Source organism: Lysobacter capsici, assembly GCF_014779555.2.
Lineage (GTDB): Bacteria > Pseudomonadota > Gammaproteobacteria > Xanthomonadales > Xanthomonadaceae > Lysobacter > Lysobacter capsici.
Genome location: NZ_CP094357.1, coordinates 5,076,356 through 5,095,749 on the forward strand (window position 1 = coordinate 5,076,356; position 19,394 = coordinate 5,095,749).

General features: G+C 64.2%; 20 protein-coding genes. 4 read left to right on the top strand and 16 right to left on the bottom strand.

Annotation, left to right across the window (positions count from 1 at the left end; translation table 11 throughout):
- Positions 1 to 2: 2 nt before the first annotated feature.
- On the bottom strand, positions 3 to 1,124 hold the full coding sequence (locus IEQ11_RS20910; protein ID WP_191823745.1) for a ferredoxin reductase: 1,122 nt from the start codon (positions 1,122 to 1,124) through the stop codon (positions 3 to 5).
- A gap of 112 nt (positions 1,125 to 1,236) precedes the next feature.
- On the opposite strand from IEQ11_RS20910, the gene fabR reads away from it, so the two are divergent.
- On the top strand, positions 1,237 to 1,875 hold the full coding sequence (gene fabR, locus IEQ11_RS20915) for an HTH-type transcriptional repressor FabR (RefSeq protein ID WP_036107004.1): 639 nt from the start codon (positions 1,237 to 1,239) through the stop codon (positions 1,873 to 1,875).
- 250 nt (positions 1,876 to 2,125) lie between these two features.
- Here fabR and IEQ11_RS20920 read toward each other — a convergent pair whose 3' ends face one another.
- From IEQ11_RS20920 to IEQ11_RS20945, 6 genes are all read right to left on the bottom strand, one after another.
- Positions 2,126 to 2,632 (bottom strand): hypothetical protein, encoded by a 507-nt coding sequence (locus IEQ11_RS20920; RefSeq protein ID WP_036106498.1) that lies wholly within the window; start codon positions 2,630 to 2,632, stop codon positions 2,126 to 2,128.
- 129 nt (positions 2,633 to 2,761) lie between these two features.
- Positions 2,762 to 3,100: a hypothetical protein gene (locus IEQ11_RS20925; RefSeq protein WP_191823746.1), complete on the bottom strand. Its 339-nt coding sequence runs from the start codon at positions 3,098 to 3,100 to the stop codon at positions 2,762 to 2,764.
- Positions 3,101 to 3,201: 101 nt separating this feature from the next.
- The gene (locus IEQ11_RS20930) at positions 3,202 to 4,026 is read right to left on the bottom strand and encodes an ATP-grasp domain-containing protein (protein ID WP_191823747.1); all 825 of its coding nucleotides are present in this window, start codon (positions 4,024 to 4,026) and stop codon (positions 3,202 to 3,204) included.
- A gap of 65 nt (positions 4,027 to 4,091) precedes the next feature.
- Positions 4,092 to 4,592, bottom strand: a complete 501-nt coding sequence (locus tag IEQ11_RS20935; RefSeq protein WP_191823748.1) for an STM3941 family protein — start codon at positions 4,590 to 4,592, stop codon at positions 4,092 to 4,094.
- Positions 4,593 to 5,288: 696 nt separating this feature from the next.
- On the bottom strand, positions 5,289 to 6,605 hold the full coding sequence (locus IEQ11_RS20940; protein WP_057922598.1) for a peptidoglycan-binding domain-containing protein: 1,317 nt from the start codon (positions 6,603 to 6,605) through the stop codon (positions 5,289 to 5,291).
- Positions 6,606 to 6,736: 131 nt separating this feature from the next.
- Positions 6,737 to 7,327 carry a hypothetical protein gene (locus IEQ11_RS20945; protein ID WP_191823749.1) on the bottom strand — a complete coding sequence of 197 codons (591 nt, stop codon included), beginning with the start codon at positions 7,325 to 7,327 and terminating at the stop codon, positions 6,737 to 6,739.
- Between the two features lie 305 nt (positions 7,328 to 7,632).
- On the opposite strand from IEQ11_RS20945, the gene IEQ11_RS20950 reads away from it, so the two are divergent.
- Positions 7,633 to 9,297, top strand: coding sequence for an alkaline phosphatase family protein (locus IEQ11_RS20950; protein WP_082124501.1), 1,665 nt, complete (start codon positions 7,633 to 7,635; stop codon positions 9,295 to 9,297).
- Positions 9,297 to 10,058, top strand: coding sequence for a hypothetical protein (locus IEQ11_RS20955; protein WP_191823750.1), 762 nt, complete (start codon positions 9,297 to 9,299; stop codon positions 10,056 to 10,058). The genes IEQ11_RS20950 and IEQ11_RS20955 overlap by 1 nt, the downstream gene beginning before the upstream one ends.
- A gap of 618 nt (positions 10,059 to 10,676) precedes the next feature.
- On the opposite strand, the gene IEQ11_RS20960 is transcribed toward IEQ11_RS20955, so the two are convergent.
- The 5 genes from IEQ11_RS20960 to IEQ11_RS20980 all read right to left on the bottom strand — a co-directional run bounded on the left by IEQ11_RS20960 (position 10,677) and on the right by IEQ11_RS20980 (position 14,382).
- Positions 10,677 to 11,219, bottom strand: a complete 543-nt coding sequence (locus IEQ11_RS20960; RefSeq protein WP_191822482.1) for a hypothetical protein — start codon at positions 11,217 to 11,219, stop codon at positions 10,677 to 10,679.
- Positions 11,220 to 11,350: 131 nt separating this feature from the next.
- Entirely contained in the window at positions 11,351 to 12,598 is a 1,248-nt protein-coding gene (locus IEQ11_RS20965; RefSeq protein ID WP_191822483.1) for a YcaO-like family protein, read from the bottom strand.
- Positions 12,599 to 12,677: 79 nt separating this feature from the next.
- Positions 12,678 to 12,815 (bottom strand): hypothetical protein, encoded by a 138-nt coding sequence (locus IEQ11_RS20970; RefSeq protein WP_160309516.1) that lies wholly within the window; start codon positions 12,813 to 12,815, stop codon positions 12,678 to 12,680.
- Between the two features lie 196 nt (positions 12,816 to 13,011).
- Positions 13,012 to 13,485 (bottom strand): hypothetical protein, encoded by a 474-nt coding sequence (locus tag IEQ11_RS20975; RefSeq protein ID WP_191822484.1) that lies wholly within the window; start codon positions 13,483 to 13,485, stop codon positions 13,012 to 13,014.
- 96 nt (positions 13,486 to 13,581) lie between these two features.
- On the bottom strand, positions 13,582 to 14,382 hold the full coding sequence (locus IEQ11_RS20980) for an energy transducer TonB (protein ID WP_191822485.1): 801 nt from the start codon (positions 14,380 to 14,382) through the stop codon (positions 13,582 to 13,584).
- A gap of 7 nt (positions 14,383 to 14,389) precedes the next feature.
- On the opposite strand from IEQ11_RS20980, the gene IEQ11_RS20985 reads away from it, so the two are divergent.
- Positions 14,390 to 15,040, top strand: a complete 651-nt coding sequence (locus IEQ11_RS20985; protein WP_191822486.1) for a hypothetical protein — start codon at positions 14,390 to 14,392, stop codon at positions 15,038 to 15,040.
- Positions 15,041 to 15,175: 135 nt separating this feature from the next.
- Here IEQ11_RS20985 and IEQ11_RS20990 read toward each other — a convergent pair whose 3' ends face one another.
- From IEQ11_RS20990 to IEQ11_RS21005, 4 genes are all read right to left on the bottom strand, one after another.
- The gene (locus IEQ11_RS20990) at positions 15,176 to 15,865 is read right to left on the bottom strand and encodes a hypothetical protein (RefSeq protein ID WP_247024635.1); all 690 of its coding nucleotides are present in this window, start codon (positions 15,863 to 15,865) and stop codon (positions 15,176 to 15,178) included.
- A gap of 737 nt (positions 15,866 to 16,602) precedes the next feature.
- Positions 16,603 to 16,956, bottom strand: a complete 354-nt coding sequence (locus IEQ11_RS20995) for a transcriptional regulator (RefSeq protein ID WP_191822488.1) — start codon at positions 16,954 to 16,956, stop codon at positions 16,603 to 16,605.
- 102 nt (positions 16,957 to 17,058) lie between these two features.
- Positions 17,059 to 17,301, bottom strand: coding sequence for a helix-turn-helix domain-containing protein (locus tag IEQ11_RS21000; RefSeq protein ID WP_191822489.1), 243 nt, complete (start codon positions 17,299 to 17,301; stop codon positions 17,059 to 17,061).
- 125 nt (positions 17,302 to 17,426) lie between these two features.
- Positions 17,427 to 19,178 carry an AAA family ATPase gene (locus tag IEQ11_RS21005; protein WP_191822490.1) on the bottom strand — a complete coding sequence of 584 codons (1,752 nt, stop codon included), beginning with the start codon at positions 19,176 to 19,178 and terminating at the stop codon, positions 17,427 to 17,429.
- Positions 19,179 to 19,394: the final 216 nt, after the last annotated feature.

Genomic DNA, 19,394 nt, shown 5'->3' on the forward strand with positions numbered 1-19,394 from the left:
GATCACAGGTCGAGGACGAGGTCGCTGGTCGCGCTGTTCACGCACAGACGCAGCGAGGACACCGGTTCGGCATGCACGTCGCCGGTGTGCAGATGACGGGTGGCGCCCGAGGATTTGCCGCAGGAGCAGGTGTTGCACAGGCCCATGCGGCAACCGGAATTCAACTTCAGGCCCTGCGCTTCCAGCGCGGTGAGCAGCGATTCGCCGCGCGCCAGTTCCAGGGTGCGGCCGCTGCGCGCGAGGGTGACCGCGACCGTGCCGGTGTCTTCGACCGCGCGCGGCGGCGGCGTGAACGCCTCGGCCGCGAACGCTTGCGCGCGCGCTTCGATCAGGCCGCGCGCGTTGGCGACGAAACCGCCGGGGCCGCAGGCATAGACCTGACGCGCGGCGAGATCGTCGATGTGCGCATCCAGCAGCGAGGCATCGATGCGGCCGGCGTCTTCGTCGGCGGCGCGCGGCTCCTGCCGCGTCAGCAGGAAGCGCACGCGGAAATTCGGATGCGCCGCGGCGATCGCGCGCAGTTCCTCGACGAAACACAGTTCTTCGCGGCGACGCGCCCAGTACAGCAGGGTCAGCGGCACCGGCATGCCCTGCGCGGCGAGTTGCCGGGTCATCGCCATCAACGGGGTGATGCCGCTGCCGGCTGCGACGAACAACCAGCGGCCATCGACGCGCGCGGGCAAGGTCATTTCGCCGAACGCAGGCCCGAGTTCGAGCACGTCGCCGACGCGCGCGTCGCGGTGCAGATGGCGGCTGAGCTTGCCGCCCTCGATCGCCTTGACCGTGATCGCGATGCGGCCGTCGGCGCGCCCGGCCTCGGACAGGCTGTAGCTGCGCGACACCAGCGCGCCGTCGATACGGGCGCCGATCATCAGGTGCTGGCCGGCGCGGGCGGGCTCGTGACGGCGACCGGCCCAGTTGCGGTTCGGCGCCAGCAGCAGGGTCACTGCGTCGGCCGACGCCTCGCTGCGACCGACGATGCGGGCGAGCGGACGCTCCCAGCTCCAGGTCGGATGCAGGCGCGAGGCCCAGAAATCAAAGACTTGCGGAACAACCAGCGGCGCGATCAGGCGTCGCAGACGGCTGCGCGGACGGTGGCTGGCGGGATGAAGGGCAGCGTTCATGGGGGCACTATACACATATCCGCACAGATGTGTGCACAACCGTATATTAATATTGGGACGGGAGTATGATGTCGGCTGCCCGTCTTAGCGCCAGCCACTCGTGAGCCAACGCATCACCGACATCGACGTCGACATCCACCCGGGCCGCAAGGCGACGATCTCGCGCGAAGACCTGATCGCCGCCGCGCTCAAGCTGATCGGCCCGCACCGCAGCGTGTCGAGCCTGAGCCTGCGCGAGGTGGCGCGCGAAGCCGGCATCGCACCCAACAGCTTCTACCGCCAGTTCCGCGACACCGACGAACTCGCGGTCGCGCTGATCGATCTGGCCGGGCAATCCCTGCGCAAGATCGTCGGCGAGGCGCGCCATCGCGCCGCGACCCGGCGCAGCATCGTGCGCAGCTCGCTCGAGGCTTTCATGGAACAGTTACGCGCCGACGACAAACTGCTGCACGTGTTGTTGCGCGAAGGCACGGTCGGCTCGGACGCGTTCAAGCGCGCGGTCGATCGCGAACTGTCGTTCTTCGAGGAGGAACTGCGCGTCGACCTGATCCGGCTGGCCGCGCAGGACCAGATGCCGCTGTACGAACCGGCCGTGGTCGCGCGCTCGATCACCCGCCTGGTGTTCGCGATGGGCGCCAGCGCGATGGACATGCCGCGCGCGCGCGATCCGGAACTGATCGAAGAAATGAGCACGATGATCCGGATCATCCTGGCCGGCTCGCGCGCATTGGCCCAGACCACCAAGCGCTGAGCAGCCCACACCGCACCGGCGCGCAACGCGCCGGCCGCAACGCATCTTCCACTACCGCGCCGACCACGACGAGGCGATGAGCCGTCGCCGCGCGCTTTTGCTAGTTCATCAAGGCACCGCACGAACCGCCGGCAGCACCCAGCGACAATGAAAGCCTGCGGTACTGAGCGAACCCAGCGCAGCAATCGGCGGCACGTCGGCGATACCGACGTGCCGCCGACATCGCAACGGCATCGTCAGCCATCGCCGCTCAGGCGAGCTGCATCTCGACGAACGACAACGGCCGCGCATCCGCATCGCTCAACAGCGCGCCCAGCGACTCGACGAAATCGCGAATCTCCGCGGCGCTGCCCGGCCCCCAGTTGTAACGGCCCTCCGGCGCGAGTTCGGCAAGCACCGTCATCGCCGAACCATCGGTCGCCGACACCGAAGATTCCAGGCAGAAGAACCGCAGTTTCCCCGGCAACAAGGCCGCGGCCAGGTAATAGGCCTCGTTGCGCTTGCGCGGCGCCGGCAAGGTCAGCACGAGCAGCTTCGGCCCATCGGCGCCCAAACGCACGCGATCGACCTGCAGGCCTTCGGCCTCGACCCGATCCTCGGCCGGCAGGTCCTCGCCGAGCAAGCGCCAAAACTTTCGCAAGGCTTCCTCGCCGCTGTCGGCGGCGAAGGTGTTGACGAACCACACCGGGTCCTGCAACGCGCTGCTCGCCAGCATGTATTTGGCTTTCATGTGGTGCGCGCGGGTGGTGTCGGTCATGGCGAATGCGGTCGGGTTGAGTCGGATGGGATGAGTTCAAGCGATCCAGGTCGCGTCGTTTGAACCATGAGTTTGAATCAATTGGTTTGACATAGGTCGTTCGAAACCACGCAGGTCCGTATCGATTGGTTAGAGCCCACCGTACAGACGCGACGCGCCATTGCAGACATCCGGCACGCCCACCGGCGTCAGCGCCGGCAATGCCAAGCGCGACGCCGCCTGCGCGTACTGTGCGGCAGACAACGGCCCGATGACAATCGAAGCCGTATCGGCCATCGGTTGGTAGCGTCGCTTGGGCAAGATCACGAAACGCTCGACGGCGCCCACCACCCGCAGGCGCTGCCTGACCGCGATGTAGTCCGCGTTCTCGGCGACCGCCGATACGCAGGCATTCACGACCGGCGCGCTGGCGGTCGTCGTCAGGCGATAAGCCAGATGCGCGTCGGCCGGTTCGTCGATCCACAACACCTCGTAAGGTCCGGACGCCCACTCCACCCGCGAATCGAATGCGCCGCAGCCGCTCAGGCAGACCGCGGCGATGCAGCCCAGACAAATGGACAGGCCACGAATCACGCCGCGCCCGCTTGCATGGATTCGATGATCGCCGACCAGATCGCGCGCGGCGCGGCCGCGGCATAGCCCGATTCCTGCGCGTCGTTGCACTCGATCACTATCCAGCGGCCGTCGGCGGTCCTGGCGATATCGACCACCAGGAACGGCACCTGCAGCCTGCGCGCCGCTTCGGCGGCCAGCGCCAGGCCGTCGTCGATGTCGTCGCAGGCGTACTGGGCCGCCTGATACCAGTAGCGGCCCCAACCCACGCACGCGCCGTGCCACCAAAAACTGCGGAACTCCATCGACGCGGGCACCTTGCCGGCGATGCCGCCGGCCACCGCCTGCAACGGTACGAACTCGCGCACCACCGGCCGCTGCCAGTGCAGGACCGGATCGCGGCGATAGTGTTCGCTGGCCCACGCGTAATGTTCGCGATCGCCGATCACCGACAACTTGGCGTTGTGCTTGCTGGTCTGGCGCGATCCCTTGAGGAAAATCGGCCAATCGAATTCACGCTCGATCTGCGTCGCGTCGGGCAGTGATTCGAATATCCGCGTGCGCGGCGTCATGTCGGTCAACAGCGGATACCACACCGCCAGTTCGCTGGCGCGTTCGTGCTGCTCGGGCGTGTTGACCGGCTGCAGCCCCCAGTCGCGCATGGCCTGATACTGCGCGTAATAATCCTCGACCGCGCCGACCCGCAACACGCAAGGCATGCCTTCGTCGAAGAAGGTCGGATGGCGACAGCGGAAATACAGCTCGAAATCGAAGTCGTACACCGCCACGCCGATGCGGGCGCTGACCACGGCGAGCACGTCTTCGAGCAAGGCCACACGCATGAACGAATCCTTTCGAAAAGCGGCGATGCGCCGGGCCGGACGAGCCGCGGAGCCGCGGCGCGCCGTCAATCGCGCGCGCGCAGCGCCGCCATCTTGACGATGAATTCCAGCACCTGATGCGGATCGGCCGCCACGCCCGACAGATTGACGTTGAGCGCGGAGTATCCCATGCGCTGGTTCAGCGCCACCAGCTTGCGCTGGGTCGGCGACAGTTTGCCGATCCAATGCTCGGGGTTGCGCAGTTCCAGGCAGATGAAGTGGTTGCGCTGCATCGATTTCAACTCGGCGCCGATGATGTCGCGCCAGGGGATCACGCCGATGCCCAAGGTGCGGTCGAACACGCCGCGCTGGTCGAGGACGATGCGCGGGCGGCTATCGAGCAACTGCCATACGAAGACCAGCGCGCAGCCGCCGAAGAACAGGATCGACGACCAGCCGATCAAGCCATTGGCGCCTGGCTCGTGGCGGACGATGACCACGCCGGCGACGACGAACGCCAATGCGCCGACCAGCATCAGCAGGTACAAGCCACGCGAATTGCCTGCCACCAGCCTGAGTGGATCCATCGTTGCGAGCCCGGGTTGCGAAGATTGATCGGTCATCGGCGATGGTGCCGATCCGGCCGGGATTTTCAAAGCCCTTCGACCGTGCCGTCACTGGGCGGCGGGGCGCATCCATGGCGGCGAGGAAGACTTCGAGCGTCTGCCGCCGGAAGCGCATGAGGCGTCGACGGCGCGGCGACCGTCGTCGCGTGGCCGCGCGCGCGGCAAAGAAACCGCGCCGCGAACCGTCACCGCCCACAGGGAGGACAGCGACGGTCGCGGCGTGGCCTTGCCCGGATCGACGGCCCGGTGCGCACTGCGCTGGCCGGGATGCACGTCCTGCCCGATTTACCTTAGCCATCGCGGCGTATCCGATCCAGGAACAATCCGGGAACGAATCGGGACATGCGGGGGGCTGTGCGGACGACGCGGCTCGCGAGCCATCGGAAATGCGACGGCAATCGCGTGCGTTCGCAACGGCGCGGAGATTTCCTGGTCGATGCGCCTCGTCGATGCGCTGCGTGGTAACCGAACGCGAGATCAGATGACAATCGGCGAAGACGCGATACGAGAGCAGCGCCGCGAATATACCGCGCGGCAATCGTTACGAAACTTGTCGGGAATCTGCGCGGTCATCGTCGTAAAGGGCGTGCATCTACAACGCGGGCGATGCCACAACGGTCCGCCCCGTGCATGGGGCGGACCGCGATCGCGATGGGCTTACGCCATCATCGTCTTGGGCTGCTGACGTTCCTGCGCCGGTTCCTGGGTCTGGTTCTGCGTCGGCGCGTCCTGCTTGAGCTGCTGGGTCGACTGCTCGATGCTCTGGCTGCTGGCCTGCGCCTTGTCCACCACCACGCGCTGGCTGGCCGGATCGCGCAGTTCGCCCTGCACCGCGAACAGGCCGGTGCCGCTGGCGTTAGGCACGACGTGGTCGATCTTGGTCATGCCGCTGACCCGCGCCTCGTAGGTCATCGTCCCGGCCGCGCGCTCGAGCGCGGCGTGGTCCTTGAAGCCGGCCTGCGGTCCGAGCTTCTCCAGACCCGCGACGGCCTGCTTGTACATCGCGTGGTCCGGATGCGCCGGATTGGACAGTTGCACCTCGCCGGGCTTCTCGGCCGGTTTCTCGGTCTGCGGCCCGGCCGGTTGCGCGTTCTTCAGCGCCTCCAGGGTCTTGGGACCGGCCTTGCCGTCGACTTCCAGATTGTTGGCGCGCTGGAAGGCTTCGACCGCTTCCTTGGTGTGCTTGCCATAGTGGCCGTCGGGCTTGAGCTCGTTGCCCTGCGCGTCGCGGAAACCGGCCTTGTTCAACTGTTCCTGCAGCGAGGTCACCGCCGGACCGCGCTCGTCGGGCTTGAGCACGCCGTCGGCCATCGCGTCGCGCGGCGCGCGCTGCGAGGAACCCGGGCTGGTGATCGAGGCGGGCAAGGTGCGGTTCGGATCGTCGCCGGTGGTCGCCTTCCACGCATCGGCCGGCGACAGGCCCTTGTCGATATTGGCCTTGTACTCGGTGCGCATCTGATTGAGCGCGTCGGCCGACTGCTGCAGGGTGATGCTGGCGTGGTTCGCGCCGCCGTAGTGGCTGGCGCCGTTCTTGTTCGGATCGCCGAAGCTCGCCCATTCCTTGGACAGACCGTGCTGCGCCTCGGCCAGGGTCGCGCCGGGCTTGCCGGTGATGTAGTCGGCGACTTCAGGGCGTTTGTCGACGATCAGGTATTCGGAGAACACCTTGTCCTGCAGGGCCGGGGTGAACGGCTGATTGCGGTCCAGGCCCATCTCGGCCACCGCGCCGCGCATCGTCTGCGGAATGATCTGGTACTTGCCGACCGCGAACACGCGATCGTCGTTGCCGTTAGGCAGCGCCTGCCGGTCCATGACCTGGCCCAGCGTCATCTGCGAGAAATCGATCGGGCCGTTGGGACCGCGGATGCGCTCCTTGCCCGCGTCGTCGGTGTAGGTGCCGCGGTTGTATGCGTTGTAGCCGGCCGCGCCGGACTCGCCGCGGTACATCAGTTCCAGCAATGGATTGTTGCTCATGAGAATCTCCTTTTCCTGTCGTATGAATCGGTGCATGCGCGGCGGCGTCCTCTTTGCCGCTCACGCGCATGCACCCCGATGCTTCCTGTTAACGCTGTTCGCGGCCGGCGACGGCCCGCGATCGGCGGCGATCAGTCGGCCTTGGCGGCCAGTTCCCAACCGGTGACCTTGAAACCCGAATCCTTGCCGCTGTCCTTCCAGTACTGCGCCTCGCCGTAACCGGTGGCCTGCAGCACGCCGGTCACGCCGGCATGGGTGAACTGCACCAGGCAATGCGCGTCGCCGCTGCACGAGTTGAGTTCGGGAAGGTCCTCGCAGATCTGGCACAGGCCCGGATCGGCCGCGCAGATTTTTTCGTATTTGCCGCCGACCACGTTGGCCTTGCACTTCGGATCGACCAGCGGCTGCCAGCCCTGCGCCAGCACGGCCTTGCGGAAATCGCCGTAGGCCATGCCCTTGCTCAGCGCCGCTTCGGTGTTCTTGACGATCGTCGCCGAATCCGCGGCAGCCGGCGCGGCGCTCGGCGCAGCAGCCGGCATCGCGGCGGCTTGCGCGTTCGCGTCGGGCGCGGGCGTGGATGCAGGCGCGGCCTCGGCCGGCGCGGTGGCGGCGGGCGCCGGCGCGGCGGTGGCCGCGGCCGCTTCGGACGCGGCATTGCCGGAATTGCATGCGGCCATGACGGCGCACAACGCCAACGCACTCAGACTGTGAACAAGTTTCACGCAACCTCCCGATTCGAATTCCATGGACTGCTGTGTCGTCCCGCGGCGCCGTGAGCGGCGGCGGGGCTTCCAAGCCTTGTCTGGCAATGCGCCAGTGTTCCTGCCGGAACCCGCCGATAATAGCGACAGCGGCCCCATTGCGGCGTAACGATGGGCGCGGCGCAAGCTGAACAGCGGCGCCGGTCATGGCCGAACCCCGCAAACGCGATCCATGCCCGCTTTTCGGCCGATCGGGGTCACCTCGTCATTTGCATGCAACGCACGCTCGGCACAGTGCAGCCTCCCCTGATTTACCCGAGCCCCGCATGCGCCAGATTCCGCATTCTTTCGCCGCCACCGTCCTCGGCGCGGCCGTCCTCACCGCGCTCGTCGCCCTGCCCCTGCTGTCCACCGACGCCTTCGCCGCGCCCAGGCAAGCCGCGCGCAAGGCGCCGCCGCGCGCCGAGAGCGCGCAGCGCTGGTTCGAGGAAGGCGCGCAGACCGCGCGCGACGGCGCCAACCTGCGCCCGAGCCCGGGCAAAGCCAAGAACGTCATCCTGTTCGTCGGCGACGGCATGGGCATTTCCACCATCGCCGCCGCGCGCATCCGCGAAGGCCAGCTCAAGGGCGGCAGCGGCGAAGAGAATTCGCTGTCGTTCGAACGCCTGCCGTACGTGAGCCTGTCCAAGACCTATTCGGTCGACGGCCAGACCCCCGACTCGGCGCCGACCATGACCGCGATGGTCACCGGCATCAAGACCAACCAGGGCGTGCTCAGCGTCACCCAGAAAGCCAAATACGGCGATTGCGCCTCCGCGCGCGGCCAGGGCGTGGTCAGCATGCTCGAACTGTCCGAAGCGCTCGGCCTGGCCACCGGCATCGTCAGCACCGCGCGCATCACTCATGCGACCCCGGCCGCGACCTACGCGCACACGCCGAACCGCGACTGGGAAAGCGACGCCGAACTGTCCGCCGAAGCCAAGACCAACGGCTGCAAGGACATCGCCCGCCAGCTGATCGAATTCCCCTACGGCGACGGCCTGGAAGTCGCGCTCGGCGGCGGCCGCAGCTACTTCCTGCCCGCGACCGTGAGCGACCCGGAAGACGCCGGCGCCTCCGGCCGCCGCAAGGACGGCCGCAACCTGCCGACCGAATGGGCCGCGCGCCCGGGTTCGTCGTACGTGTGGAACAAGGCTCAGTTCGATGCGATCGACCCGCGCCGCACCCGCCACCTGCTCGGCCTGTTCGAACGCTCGCACATGGAATACGAACAGGATCGCGGCAAGGACGCCGGCAAGGAACCCAGCCTCGCCGAGATGACCGCCAAAGCCATCGACGTGCTGGAAAACAGCAGCCGCAAGGGTTACTTCCTGATGGTCGAAGGCGGCCGCGTCGATCACGCCCACCACGCCGGCAACGCCAGCCGCGCGCTGACCGACGCCATCGCGCTGTCGGACGCGGTGCGCAAGGCGCTGGAGAAAACCTCCGAGCGCGACACCCTGATCATCGTCACCGCCGACCACAGCCACACCTTCACCGTCGCCGGCTATCCCGATCGCGGCAACGACATCCTCGGCAAGGTCGTCACCAACGGCCAGCTCGCGCTCGACAAGAACGGCAAGCCCTACACCACGCTCGGCTACGTCAACGGCCCCGGCTACCGCGGCCCGAACGCGCGCCCGGACCTGACCGCGATCGACACCGCGCATCCGGATTACCTGCAGGAAGCCACCGTGCCGCTGGGCGACGAAACCCACGCCGCCGAAGACGTCGCCATCTACGCCCGCGGCCCCGGCGCGCATGCGTTCCAGGGCGTGGTCGAGCAGAACACGATCTTCCACGTGATGGCGCAGTCGCAGCGCAACACCAGCATCTTCCTGTGCACCTTGCTGGGCCAGTGCGGCCAGGGCCGCGCCCGTTCGGCGATTCCCGCGCCGCTGATGGAAGACGACCTGCGCGCTGGCATGGCGAAGCAGTCGGCTTCGCTGTAATGCGCGGCCGGGTTTTTCTGGGTACGGCGACGTGGTGCGTCGCCGTTTCGCTCGCGTTCGCCGGCCCGTCCTGGGCCGGCGATACGGTTCGGCCTGAAGCGGGCGCGATCGCCGGACTGGCCGGCGATCGCGGCGATGGACCGGCCGCCGCGAATGCGGCGTCGGCGCCGGTATTGGTCGCCGAGTATCAGGTCCGCGATGCACGCGGCGAACGCCGTCTGGTGTTGGTGCGCTCGGCCGATCGCATCGAATATCGCATGCAGGGCGAGCCGGTCGAAGTCTGGCGCAAGACGCCCGATGGCATCGCGCGTCTGGAGTTGTTCGCGAAGGAGCAGCGCAGCGTTTCGTGGTCGCCTGGCGATCTGCGCACTATCGGTGAGATGCCGCGGTGGGAGCAGTTGGCCAGTCCGATCAATCCGGAATTGCGCGCGCGGCTGCAACGCCATGGCGAGGTCAAGGCCTTTGGCGGCGTTGCTTTGCGGTATCGCGGGGAAAGCGCCGAGGGGCAGGCGATTGCGCTGGAGTGGATCGAGGCCGATGGGTTGCCTGCGTACTATCGCGCCGGCAAGGGTAAGGCTTCGGCTGGCGGGGCTGGGGCGTATGAGCTGCGGTTGCTTAAGCTCGATCGGGTCGGTGGTGATGGGGCGTTTACCGCGACTTCCGATTATCGCGAGACCGATTATGCGGATCTTGGGGATATGGAGCTTGATCCGTTTGCGGCTAATTACTTGAAGCATCGCGGTGACGCGCACGCGCACTGAGGTTCGCGGCAGTGTGGGTTCGTTCGTGTTATGACCTGGCTTAGAGTTTTGTGACTTTTATAAAGTTTTTAGACTTTTAAACCGAAGGCAGGATCAACAGCTTCCGCCCGCAAGCGGTCGGGTTACTTTCTTTTGTCTAAAGCAACAAAAGAAAGGTAACCAAAGAAAAATGCCTTTTTGTGGATCAAGTGCCCGCGCGTGCGGTGCAGACGCAGGCATGCGCCACACGGGACATCCTGTCCCGGTGGCGCACGGCGCACATCCATGTGCGCCGCCCTTCGGGTGTGCTGTTGTTCTCGCGAGATAGTGGCTTCGCAGCGCTGGATGAACTGCGCGGCTTTAAGCTCAAGCCGAACTTGCATGGCCTACCTGTAGGAGCGGCGCAAGCCGCGACCGCGCCATTACAACAACCGCGCCAACTACTACGTCGTCGTAATGCCGCGATCGCGGCATAGCCGACGAAATCTCCGTGGAACGTCCCGTACGGGCGCTCGCGCTCAAACAGAAATATCACGCAACACCCGAGGGCCACTCACGCGGCAACCTGGCAAACGCTCGACTGCGCCTGGGCCACCCATCCCGCCAGGGCCGCATACCGAAGCGGACAGGTCGCCGCGCTCAACGCTCCCCGCCCCCGGTAGGCTCAACGATCTCGTAAGCGGTCACGACCACGAACGGCTGCGCCAGTCCCGCTTCGGCCAACGCGGCCCGCGCCGGCGCCAGATCCTGGTCGCGCATCCACACTTTCAGACTCGGTCGCGTCGGATCGGTGGACAAGGTGCAGTCCAGCCCCTTCGCCCGCAAGACCTGTTTGACGGTCTCGCCGATCCGCTCCAGGTCGCGGAGCGAATGCGTCACTGTGACGGCCTCAAAGGTCTCGTCCGCGGTCAACTGGCGCAGGCTGGCTTTCGCATCGCGACTGAAATTGACCACCACGCGGTAACGCGGTCTGTGTTCGATATACAAGCCGCCAAACGTGTCCGGGAATCGGGCGCTTGCCAGTGCTTGCACCCGTCCCGGATCGGCCGGTGCGGTGGCGTCCTGCTGCAGCGGTTGCCGACGCTCACCGTCCATGCCGACAGCCTGCCCTTCGGCGAACTGGGAACACGTTGCAAGTAACAAGCTGAACGTCGAGATCGTCACCAAGGTAATGGTCTTCATGAAGGTTTCCTTTTCGCGGATCGTGGTGCCCGCGCCGGGTCCTCGGCCTATTCCGAGCATCAAGACCGAACGTACAAGACTCATGCATGGGGTGATTGGTATGGCGATCACCCGCGAGCCGGCCTCAGGGATCAGGCCACCTGCGCCTCACGTCCCGCCAACGCTCCCGCCAACAACGCCATCCCGCGACGCCCCGGCGCCATCACCATGCCGGTGGTGACCAACAGGAAGCGCTCGAGTTCCAGCGCCACGCAACTGACCACGCAGAACGCGTCGCCTTCGCGGTGGTGAATCAGGTGATGCAGTTCGATGCCGCGATCTGCCAAGGTATCGACCAGTTCGCGCAGCAACGTAGCCGGCGGCTGGCGTTCGCGTTGCGGATGCGACCAGCCCGCATGCCGCATCCGCTCACGATTCACCTGGAAATACGCACAGGCGCGCAGCTTGGGATACTCGGACAAGGCCTGCAGCACCTGTCGGCTGTAGTCGCCGACGCTGGCCAGACGCCGACCCACCACCACGGTCTGCACCAGTTCGGTCAAAGCGCGGATCGCCGCATGCTCGGCGTACAGGGACGCGCCATAACCGGTGGGAAATACCGCTTCGCTATCGACAATTCTGTCGGTGGTGGCGATGAAGGCCGGCACGCCCAGATCGCTGGTCGCATCGATCAGCAGCACCTCGCGCCCGAGCTGCGCGCTCGCCGCTGCATGCACCGCCGCGACCGATTGGGGCAGTGAGGCCGGGTCGACCCAGGCGCCGAAGCGCGATGGCTCGCCCAGGTAATGCGCGACCAGAAACAACGACCACGCATCGCGCTCGATCAATTCGCCGATCGCGTGCACCGCGGCCTCTTCTGGGCTGGCGCCGATCGCCGTGCCGCTGTTGGAGCCATAACGGATAACACTGCTGTAATCGAAGTCGTCGCCCGGCAATAAATCCGCCAGTGCATTCGGCCTACACAGGAATGCCGGCACCGCGAAATCGTCGCCGTCGCCGAAGAACGGGCGATAGCGCAGGCAAGTCAGCTGCCGCGTCGCCTGTCGCCCCAACTCGGCGAAAAACGGCAGCGCGGCGTAACGCGGATCGGCGAACAGCGACGAGGCCGCGCGCAGCTCGGCGCGCTCCTGCGGCGCGCTGGTATTCGCATAGACGTGTTCGACCGCTTCGTACAGCGCGCCCACCCGCGCCGCCTCGCGCTCGCCCTTGCCGAAGCCGCTGGCGATGGCCTCGCCGTGGGCATCGTGCAACATGCACACCGCGCCTTGCAGGCCCGTGTCGGCGCTGTCGATATGCGCGCTCCAGCCTTGGCGCGTGAGAAATGCTTCGATCACCCGCTGCGCATCGGCCAGCGACCGCTCGCGTTCCAACGGAATCATGCCGCGCTCCTTGCATCATGGCGTCGCAAAAACGAAGCGGCCCGGCCGGAGCCGCGCCGCTTCGGTCGTACCCCGCCGCTTACTTGGCGAGCAGATCCAGAATCGCCTTCTCTTCCGGCGTCGGCGCCGGCGCCTGGTTCTGGCTGACCTGCTGCTGCGCGGCGATGGCCAAGGTGACGGGCGTCTTGACAATGGTCGTTCCGATCAACTTCTTCATACAGTCCCTCGTAAGTGTCGATGCGTGCGATAAGTCCCCGCAGCGTCGGCGCAAGGCGGCAATAACGCGCCCTGCGGCGGCCTGCCAGTCAGCAATACGCCCGCCGTGGCCGGCGCGTCAATCGTGGCCCGGCAGGGGACGATGCGGTTGTGCGACTGCAACCACAGATTCACGGCGTCCCGGCGCGGCCAGGACGTTACGGCTCAGGCGTCGCCGACAGTTGCGCATAGGCCTTGCGGCCGACGGACGCCGACAGGCTGTTGAGCCCCTGGATGATGTTGGACGACGTGTCCTTGACCTCGTGGTCGCGATCGCGATAACGGATGCGCAGCGCGAGACGATCGCGCCCCGCCATCACCCCGAACATCACCCGTACGCCGGGCGGACGCTGACGAATATCGGTGATCGCCACTTCGGCGATCTCGGTGTCGGACACCGTGGCCGAATGCTCCTGCGCCTCTTCCGCATAGGCCTGCTCGATCAGCGGCGGCACCTTGTCGTTGTGCTCGCACTCGCCGCAATCCCAGACGATGTGCAGCTTGGGCACGGTTGTCTGTGCCGACGCGGCGGCCGTCGGCGATCCGGACGATGCGGGCGCGTCCTGCGCGAATGCAGACGCGGCGGCGAACGAAGACAGCAACAGCGCCGACAACAAACTACGTGTAATCACACATCCCTCCTGGAGTGTTTTCGGTTTTCAATCGTTGCTCGGCGACGCGAACGCAAACCCGCGCTCCCTCGCCGACGCGGCATCATGCCCGATGGTTCAACCGCGCGCGACGCGCCCGGGCAACACGAAGTCGATCGGCACCCGCGCGACCGCCTCCACCGCCTCGCCATCGCGCATCCGCGGCTGGAAGCGCCAACCGCTCAGCACCGCGGCCAACGCCGCCTCGTCGAGCGCGCGGTGGCCACTGCTGCGCGCGATCCTCGCCGTGAGCGGCACGCCGTCTACGCCGACGACGACTTCGATCTCGACCCAGCCACTGAGCCCGGCATGCAGCGCTTTACGCGGATACACCGGTGCGGGCGAGGCGACGGCCTGTAGCGGCAGATCGACACTTGCGCGGTAATGCGCCGGCGGCAGTCGCAATGTGTCCAGCAGACTCGGCACCGACAGCGGCAAGGTAGGCCTGGGATCGATCGATCCGCGCACGTGCTGCGCGATGACCGTCAGGTTCGGCGGCGGATCGGGAACGCGCAGACCACAACCGGGCGGATCGGGTATCTCGGGGTACGGAATCTGGACGACCAGCGGATCGCCGGCCGACACGAACGCCGAGCGCTCAAACGGATTGACCGGCAGAGTCATCGCCAGCAACAACCACGCATGCAAGGTCAAAGCCCCGGCGATGACCGACACCCGCAGCACATCGGGCCGCTCGCCACGCCGCGGCGGCGCGCTCGCCCGCAGATCCCCGCCTTCGCCTGCCCCATCCATATCAGCCCCCAAGACCAGCGTGATGTAGGTCACACGAATATGCGCAGGCACCGCTAAGATCGCAAGCCTGAACAGGACCGTTCGTCCGGGAAACCCAATGACTGCATCGCCGAGCCCGCCCCGCATCGTCGCCTTGGCCGACCTCGCCGACGCCTACCGCGTCCCCGACTACATGCCGGCCGACTGGCGCATCCTGGTCGTCCCCGGCGACCTGCGCGTCGACGGCGACCTGCAGCTGGAATGGGACCGCCCCGACGGAAACGCCAATCCACCACGGCACGACTGGCGCGACGCCGCCGGCTGCCCGCCCGGCGAAACCATCGACGGCGTCGCCATCGAAGGCAGCCTGCACGTCGGCGGCGCGATCATCAGCCATTGGGCCGGCCCGATGCTGCTGGTGCGCGAGCACCTGCGCGCGCGCAGCCTGATCGCCGGCGGAGCGTTCATCCGCATCCGCGGGGACGCCGACGTGACCGACACCGTGCTCGGCCATACCAACCACGGTGAGCTCTACATCGACGGCACCACGACCGCGCCGCTGCTGATCTGGGACGACCACTTTTTCAACGCGGCCACCATCAACGCCCCGTACACCTTCGACACCCGCGCGGCCGCGTGGGAGGACTGGGGCTACGACGACGACCTGGACGGTTATCCGGTGCCCGAACAGTTGAAGCCGGTGCTGAGGGAAGAGTTCGGGTGCTGGGATGAGGTGATGGATGCGTTGCGGGCGGGGAAGGAAGTGGTCAAGCCGGACTTCCGCGATCTGGCGTCGTCGGGCTGACGATCCACGCAGGCGCTACCGATCAGTCAGCGAATGCCATCGTTGGACGCGACTCGCATCTGAAGATTCAAACGCGAGGTCCGATCCCCTTCTTAGCCTCTTGGGCGTACTCGACCGGAGTCGAATCGGACAACGTCAGTTGGACGGGCCTTCGTATTCGCGCAACTTGCGACACTCGTGCGGCCATTTGCAAACCGCCAGGGGCTCGGACTCCCAATGCTGCGCGAAGTACCAGCAGTCGGATTTCTTCTCGAAACTGTCGGTCACGCCCGCATCGACCACGACGTCGTATCGGGTCGCGGAAACACGCTTGATCTTGAACGCAGCCAGCGGCGGAGGCGGACGCTTGCGCTGGGTATCGCGTTGCTTCGTCCAGCGCTCGGATGCCGCCAGCACTTGCGTGTCGTACACATACACGTCGCGCGCGGCATCGTAGCGATACTTGACGCTCGGTACGTCGCCGCGTTCCTCGACCTGCCAACGCGGGAATTTTGGATCGCCCGGCTGAGTGTTGTGTTCCCAGTAGTAGGGAAACTTGGCCTTGTACGGCCATAGCGAATAGGCCGACTGCACAGCGCCACGGTTGGCGAATGCCTTCAGGAACTCCTTGAAGTCGGCGGAGGGGCAGGCCACCGATTGCCCAACCGGCTCGGTGACGACCGGCGATAACGCGCTTGCAGGCGCCCCGTCCTCCGATACAGAACGGCGCACTGCACTACCGGCGCTGCCCAACAGACACAACGCGGCGAGCGCGCTGACAAGCCGAAGCCCTGTCCCGAGCCCGACTGGTTTGGATCGCGGCGAACGTCCCTGTAGACAGACCATGCGTTTTCTCCTGTTACGCGTGGACAACCTTACGCGGCCGGCGGCTCCGGCGTCACGCACTTTTCGGCCTCTGAGGGTCTGCTGCTTTGCCTGTTACTTGCACCCACTGCGTACCAACGGGCTGCGTGCGAGGCGCCTGGCAGGGTTCAGTTGCGCCGAGAGGCTACATCGCAGACCTGGGGCCGCATTTGCGAATAGGGGCGATGCGGTTGCGAAGGCCCGGCAGGCCTACCGGAGGGACGGCGAGGTGGTCGCATGAAGCTATTTCATATTCCGTAGAACGGGCGGGACATTCGCTAAAGCCAATTTGGCATTCCGGAGTACCGATTCGCTGTTCGCGTGAAGCTCTTTCGGACTGCGTAGTCCAAATCTGCTGCTCGCGAAGGACGTTTTCGTACTCCGCAGTCCCGATCCGGGACTCGCGTGAAGCTATTTCGGACTCCGTAGCCTCGATTTCGGACTCGCGAATGACGCTTTCGCACTCGGGAGTACCGATCTGCTGCTCGCATGCAGCTTTTTCGGATTCCAAAGCAGCAATCCGCTATTCGCATGGAGCTTTTTCGGACTCCGGAATGAATCGCCGGCGTTTCGATGGGGCTTTTTCGGATTACGGAATGGAAAAAATACATATCAATGGTACATGTCGAGCCGGACGAGGCGCGCGCGGCATCTGGAGTCGCTCTTCACCGTGCCAGTGTCAGCAACCCCACTCCGGCGACTACACGGCAAGACCCGGCTCAGCGCGTGTGCGGCGTCGCCCGCGCCTTGCGGGCTGGGCGGGTACGCGCGGCCGGTGGGCTGACGCGTGCCTTCAGCTCCACCGCGAGGCGACGCTGCTCGGACTCGGGCAGCAGGCCGAAGGCGAGGATCACCTCCGCCAGATCGGCGTTGTCGGCGTAGAGGTAGGCCAATGGAACGCCGAGGGAGTCGGCCCAATTTCGAGCGATCGCCAGATTAGCTTCGCTTAAGAAGGCCTCGCGACGCTGAGGCGAGTTAGCAAAAGATGCTTGTGGCGCAGGAACGGGCATGCGCGGCTCCTTCCGAAGATTGCTGTGGCTATTCGTGATGACCGATCCAGAGATCACCAACATCCTTATATCCCGTTTTGGGGTAATTTCAACCCGTTTTGGGATATGCAATGCAACGAAAAGCTCGCGATCCACAACAAAGGTGCGGCGCGAGCATGCAGATGATTACTTGCGGGACTTAGCGACCTGCCGGATGACATCGCCCGGATCGACATCGAGACAGGCACACACATGCATGAAGTCGATGACATCGAGCCGGCGCTCGCCCAATTCGTACTTGGAGACGAACGATTGTGCGCGGTGCAGCTTGTCAGCTACCTGGGTCTGCGTAAGCCCGGCGCGCTCGCGCGCTTCCACCAACAACTGGCGCAGACGGAGGTACTCGGGCTTGTTGAGGACTGTAGGCACCCGGAAAGCCTAAAGCCCAGATCGGAATAACCCATTTTGGGCTAATGGTTTAGATCACACCCACGCTGGACAATCCGCTCAGGGGCTTAGCCTCGAATGTCTCGCCATCAGAAGCCTCTAAGAAGCTAACTTTTTAAATCAGGCAATCTCTCTAAAACGCGTTTTCGCAATCCGGATTTCTCATCCGCAAGCAGGTTCAGTACATGGTCACGGTATTTTTCTTCCGTCAATTTAAACGCGCCGGCAGCTGCATCAATTGACGACTTACCCCTAAAAACTACAAGGGCGTCCATGTACTCGCCCTGCAATGCCTCATCAACCGTCTTAATAGCTCGCTCGTAGCAGGCCGAAGCATCTGCCGCCTGCACGGCTAATTCGACCGCTGCAACCAGATCCGATTTTGAATCTCCAGCCCGATTAACTTTCTGCAAGGCATGTCTAACGTTGTATTGCGCACGCTCCGCGATGATCGCCAACCTCGCTTTCGATGCCTGATGAACCACTCTTTTTTTTGCCTCGGATACAATATCTTCCGGATTCTGCACCCCTGTGATCGCGGCGCAAGCCTCTAAGCATTCCGGCAAGATATAGAGACATTCGACTGCACCCACTGGAAGGACATACACATCATTTTTTTGATGACTGTCGATCTCCGAACTGGGCCTATCATCCCGATCTATTAATCCTCTCACGTGCAAATGATGAAGCGCGGCCTGACGCCTGAATCCATTTACACATGCCACGACTTTTTGCCAGTTGTCGCAAGGAATAACCAGATGATCGGAGTAGACAATCTCAAGAAACTTCTGATCTAAGCCCCCAACCTTTCCCTCAACAAAGACCACTGGACGTCGCGACCCAAGCAACTTCAGCGTCAAATCAACAGGAAGATCGTCAGACTGAGCTACTTCAGCCCAAATCCAAATGCCGTCTCGCGGTACTTTCCCAGCCGGCGGCGTAGGCACCGGCCCCATTGCCATCAGCCCCTGCGCGTCGCTTTCACATTCCTTATCAGATGGCAAAGCTGCTTGATAATCAAGTAAAGCAATCTTCTTTGCGCCCAGCCTACTCGCCGCAAACTGAATACTATGCGTCATATATATAAAACAGCAATCTTTTCGCACAGACTCCAACTGATCCCACAAGAAAGATTGAATTGCCTCATGGAGATGCACTTCCGGCTCATCGATTACTATGCGAGAGCTTTTTGGAGCTAGCAAAATGCTACCAATGAGATAGAGCCCGACACGTTCCCCATCACTCATCAGGCTCGCAGCGTAGGGCTCATCGTCTGACTTACTTTTTGCAGAGAGCGTGTGATCCCCTACCAATAACTCTCGACCTTTAAAGACCTTCTCCCACAATTCCTTAAGCCTAATCAGATCATCTGGGCCCGCCTTCCCAGGACCAAATTGCGATGACTGACCCGCCTCATAGTATCGAAGAGCATCCGCTGTTCTCGCTGAGAAGAGTGCATTAATTAACGCACCATAGTCGGCCATAGAGCCCACAACCGGATCGCCACCAACACGAGTATGGCGAACTCCTATACCGGATGGCCCGCCCAGACCACTATTCAACTCTGCGCTTGCCTCTTCCCAAGACTTTCTAGCCGCACTCGGCGGGAGATCAAGAACACGTTGCGCCGATATCCTATAAACACCCTCATTTCGTTTACTGTCCGAATGATAGTGGCTAGCTTGGTGCCGGCGAACCGATGGATTTTCCAGCCATGCGCCAAACCTAGTCTTCCCTGAGCCGTTTGCGCCAACTATAACTATCTTTCCATTATGAGCGACGGCGCTTTCTCCCAAGCTACCGTCCGGCAAATTTGGCATCATCAGGTCAGGCCAAATGATTTTAACTTCGTTTTGCATGCGCCCCGGCTCCGATCAAGCACGCTATTTGCTAATAAAACTAAAACCTCACCATGCCTTTCATCATAGTGAAATAGGTTGCAGCGACACATTGCTCCGCTAAGTTCGCCCCCACCGCTAAAACGCCCCTCGTTCGGCTTCAATTCGCATGACTTAACCAAACCATCCCTTTAATTCGAGCATTTTAGCCAACTGGCAAAGCTGCCCTCTGGATGC

What these genes read in the sequence shown, in the direction of transcription:
- IEQ11_RS20910 (WP_191823745.1), bottom strand. Translation starts at nt 1,124, where the DNA reads ATGAACGCTGCCCTTCATCCCGCCAGCCACCGTCCGCGCAGCCGTCTG.
- IEQ11_RS20920 (WP_036106498.1), bottom strand. Translation starts at nt 2,632, where the DNA reads ATGACCGACACCACCCGCGCGCACCACATGAAAGCCAAATACATGCTG.
- IEQ11_RS20930 (WP_191823747.1), bottom strand. Translation starts at nt 4,026, where the DNA reads ATGCGTGTGGCCTTGCTCGAAGACGTGCTCGCCGTGGTCAGCGCCCGC.
- IEQ11_RS20935 (WP_191823748.1), bottom strand. Translation starts at nt 4,592, where the DNA reads ATGGATCCACTCAGGCTGGTGGCAGGCAATTCGCGTGGCTTGTACCTG.
- IEQ11_RS20940 (WP_057922598.1), bottom strand. Translation starts at nt 6,605, where the DNA reads ATGAGCAACAATCCATTGCTGGAACTGATGTACCGCGGCGAGTCCGGC.
- IEQ11_RS20950 (WP_082124501.1), top strand. Translation starts at nt 7,633, where the DNA reads ATGCGCCAGATTCCGCATTCTTTCGCCGCCACCGTCCTCGGCGCGGCC.
- IEQ11_RS20955 (WP_191823750.1), top strand. Translation starts at nt 9,297, where the DNA reads ATGCGCGGCCGGGTTTTTCTGGGTACGGCGACGTGGTGCGTCGCCGTT.
- IEQ11_RS20960 (WP_191822482.1), bottom strand. Translation starts at nt 11,219, where the DNA reads ATGAAGACCATTACCTTGGTGACGATCTCGACGTTCAGCTTGTTACTT.
- IEQ11_RS20965 (WP_191822483.1), bottom strand. Translation starts at nt 12,598, where the DNA reads ATGATTCCGTTGGAACGCGAGCGGTCGCTGGCCGATGCGCAGCGGGTG.
- IEQ11_RS20970 (WP_160309516.1), bottom strand. Translation starts at nt 12,815, where the DNA reads ATGAAGAAGTTGATCGGAACGACCATTGTCAAGACGCCCGTCACCTTG.
- IEQ11_RS20980 (WP_191822485.1), bottom strand. Translation starts at nt 14,382, where the DNA reads ATGCGGGGCGGGCTCGGCGATGCAGTCATTGGGTTTCCCGGACGAACG.
- IEQ11_RS20990 (WP_247024635.1), bottom strand. Translation starts at nt 15,865, where the DNA reads ATGGTCTGTCTACAGGGACGTTCGCCGCGATCCAAACCAGTCGGGCTC.
- IEQ11_RS20995 (WP_191822488.1), bottom strand. Translation starts at nt 16,956, where the DNA reads ATGTTGGTGATCTCTGGATCGGTCATCACGAATAGCCACAGCAATCTT.
- IEQ11_RS21005 (WP_191822490.1), bottom strand. Translation starts at nt 19,178, where the DNA reads ATGCAAAACGAAGTTAAAATCATTTGGCCTGACCTGATGATGCCAAAT.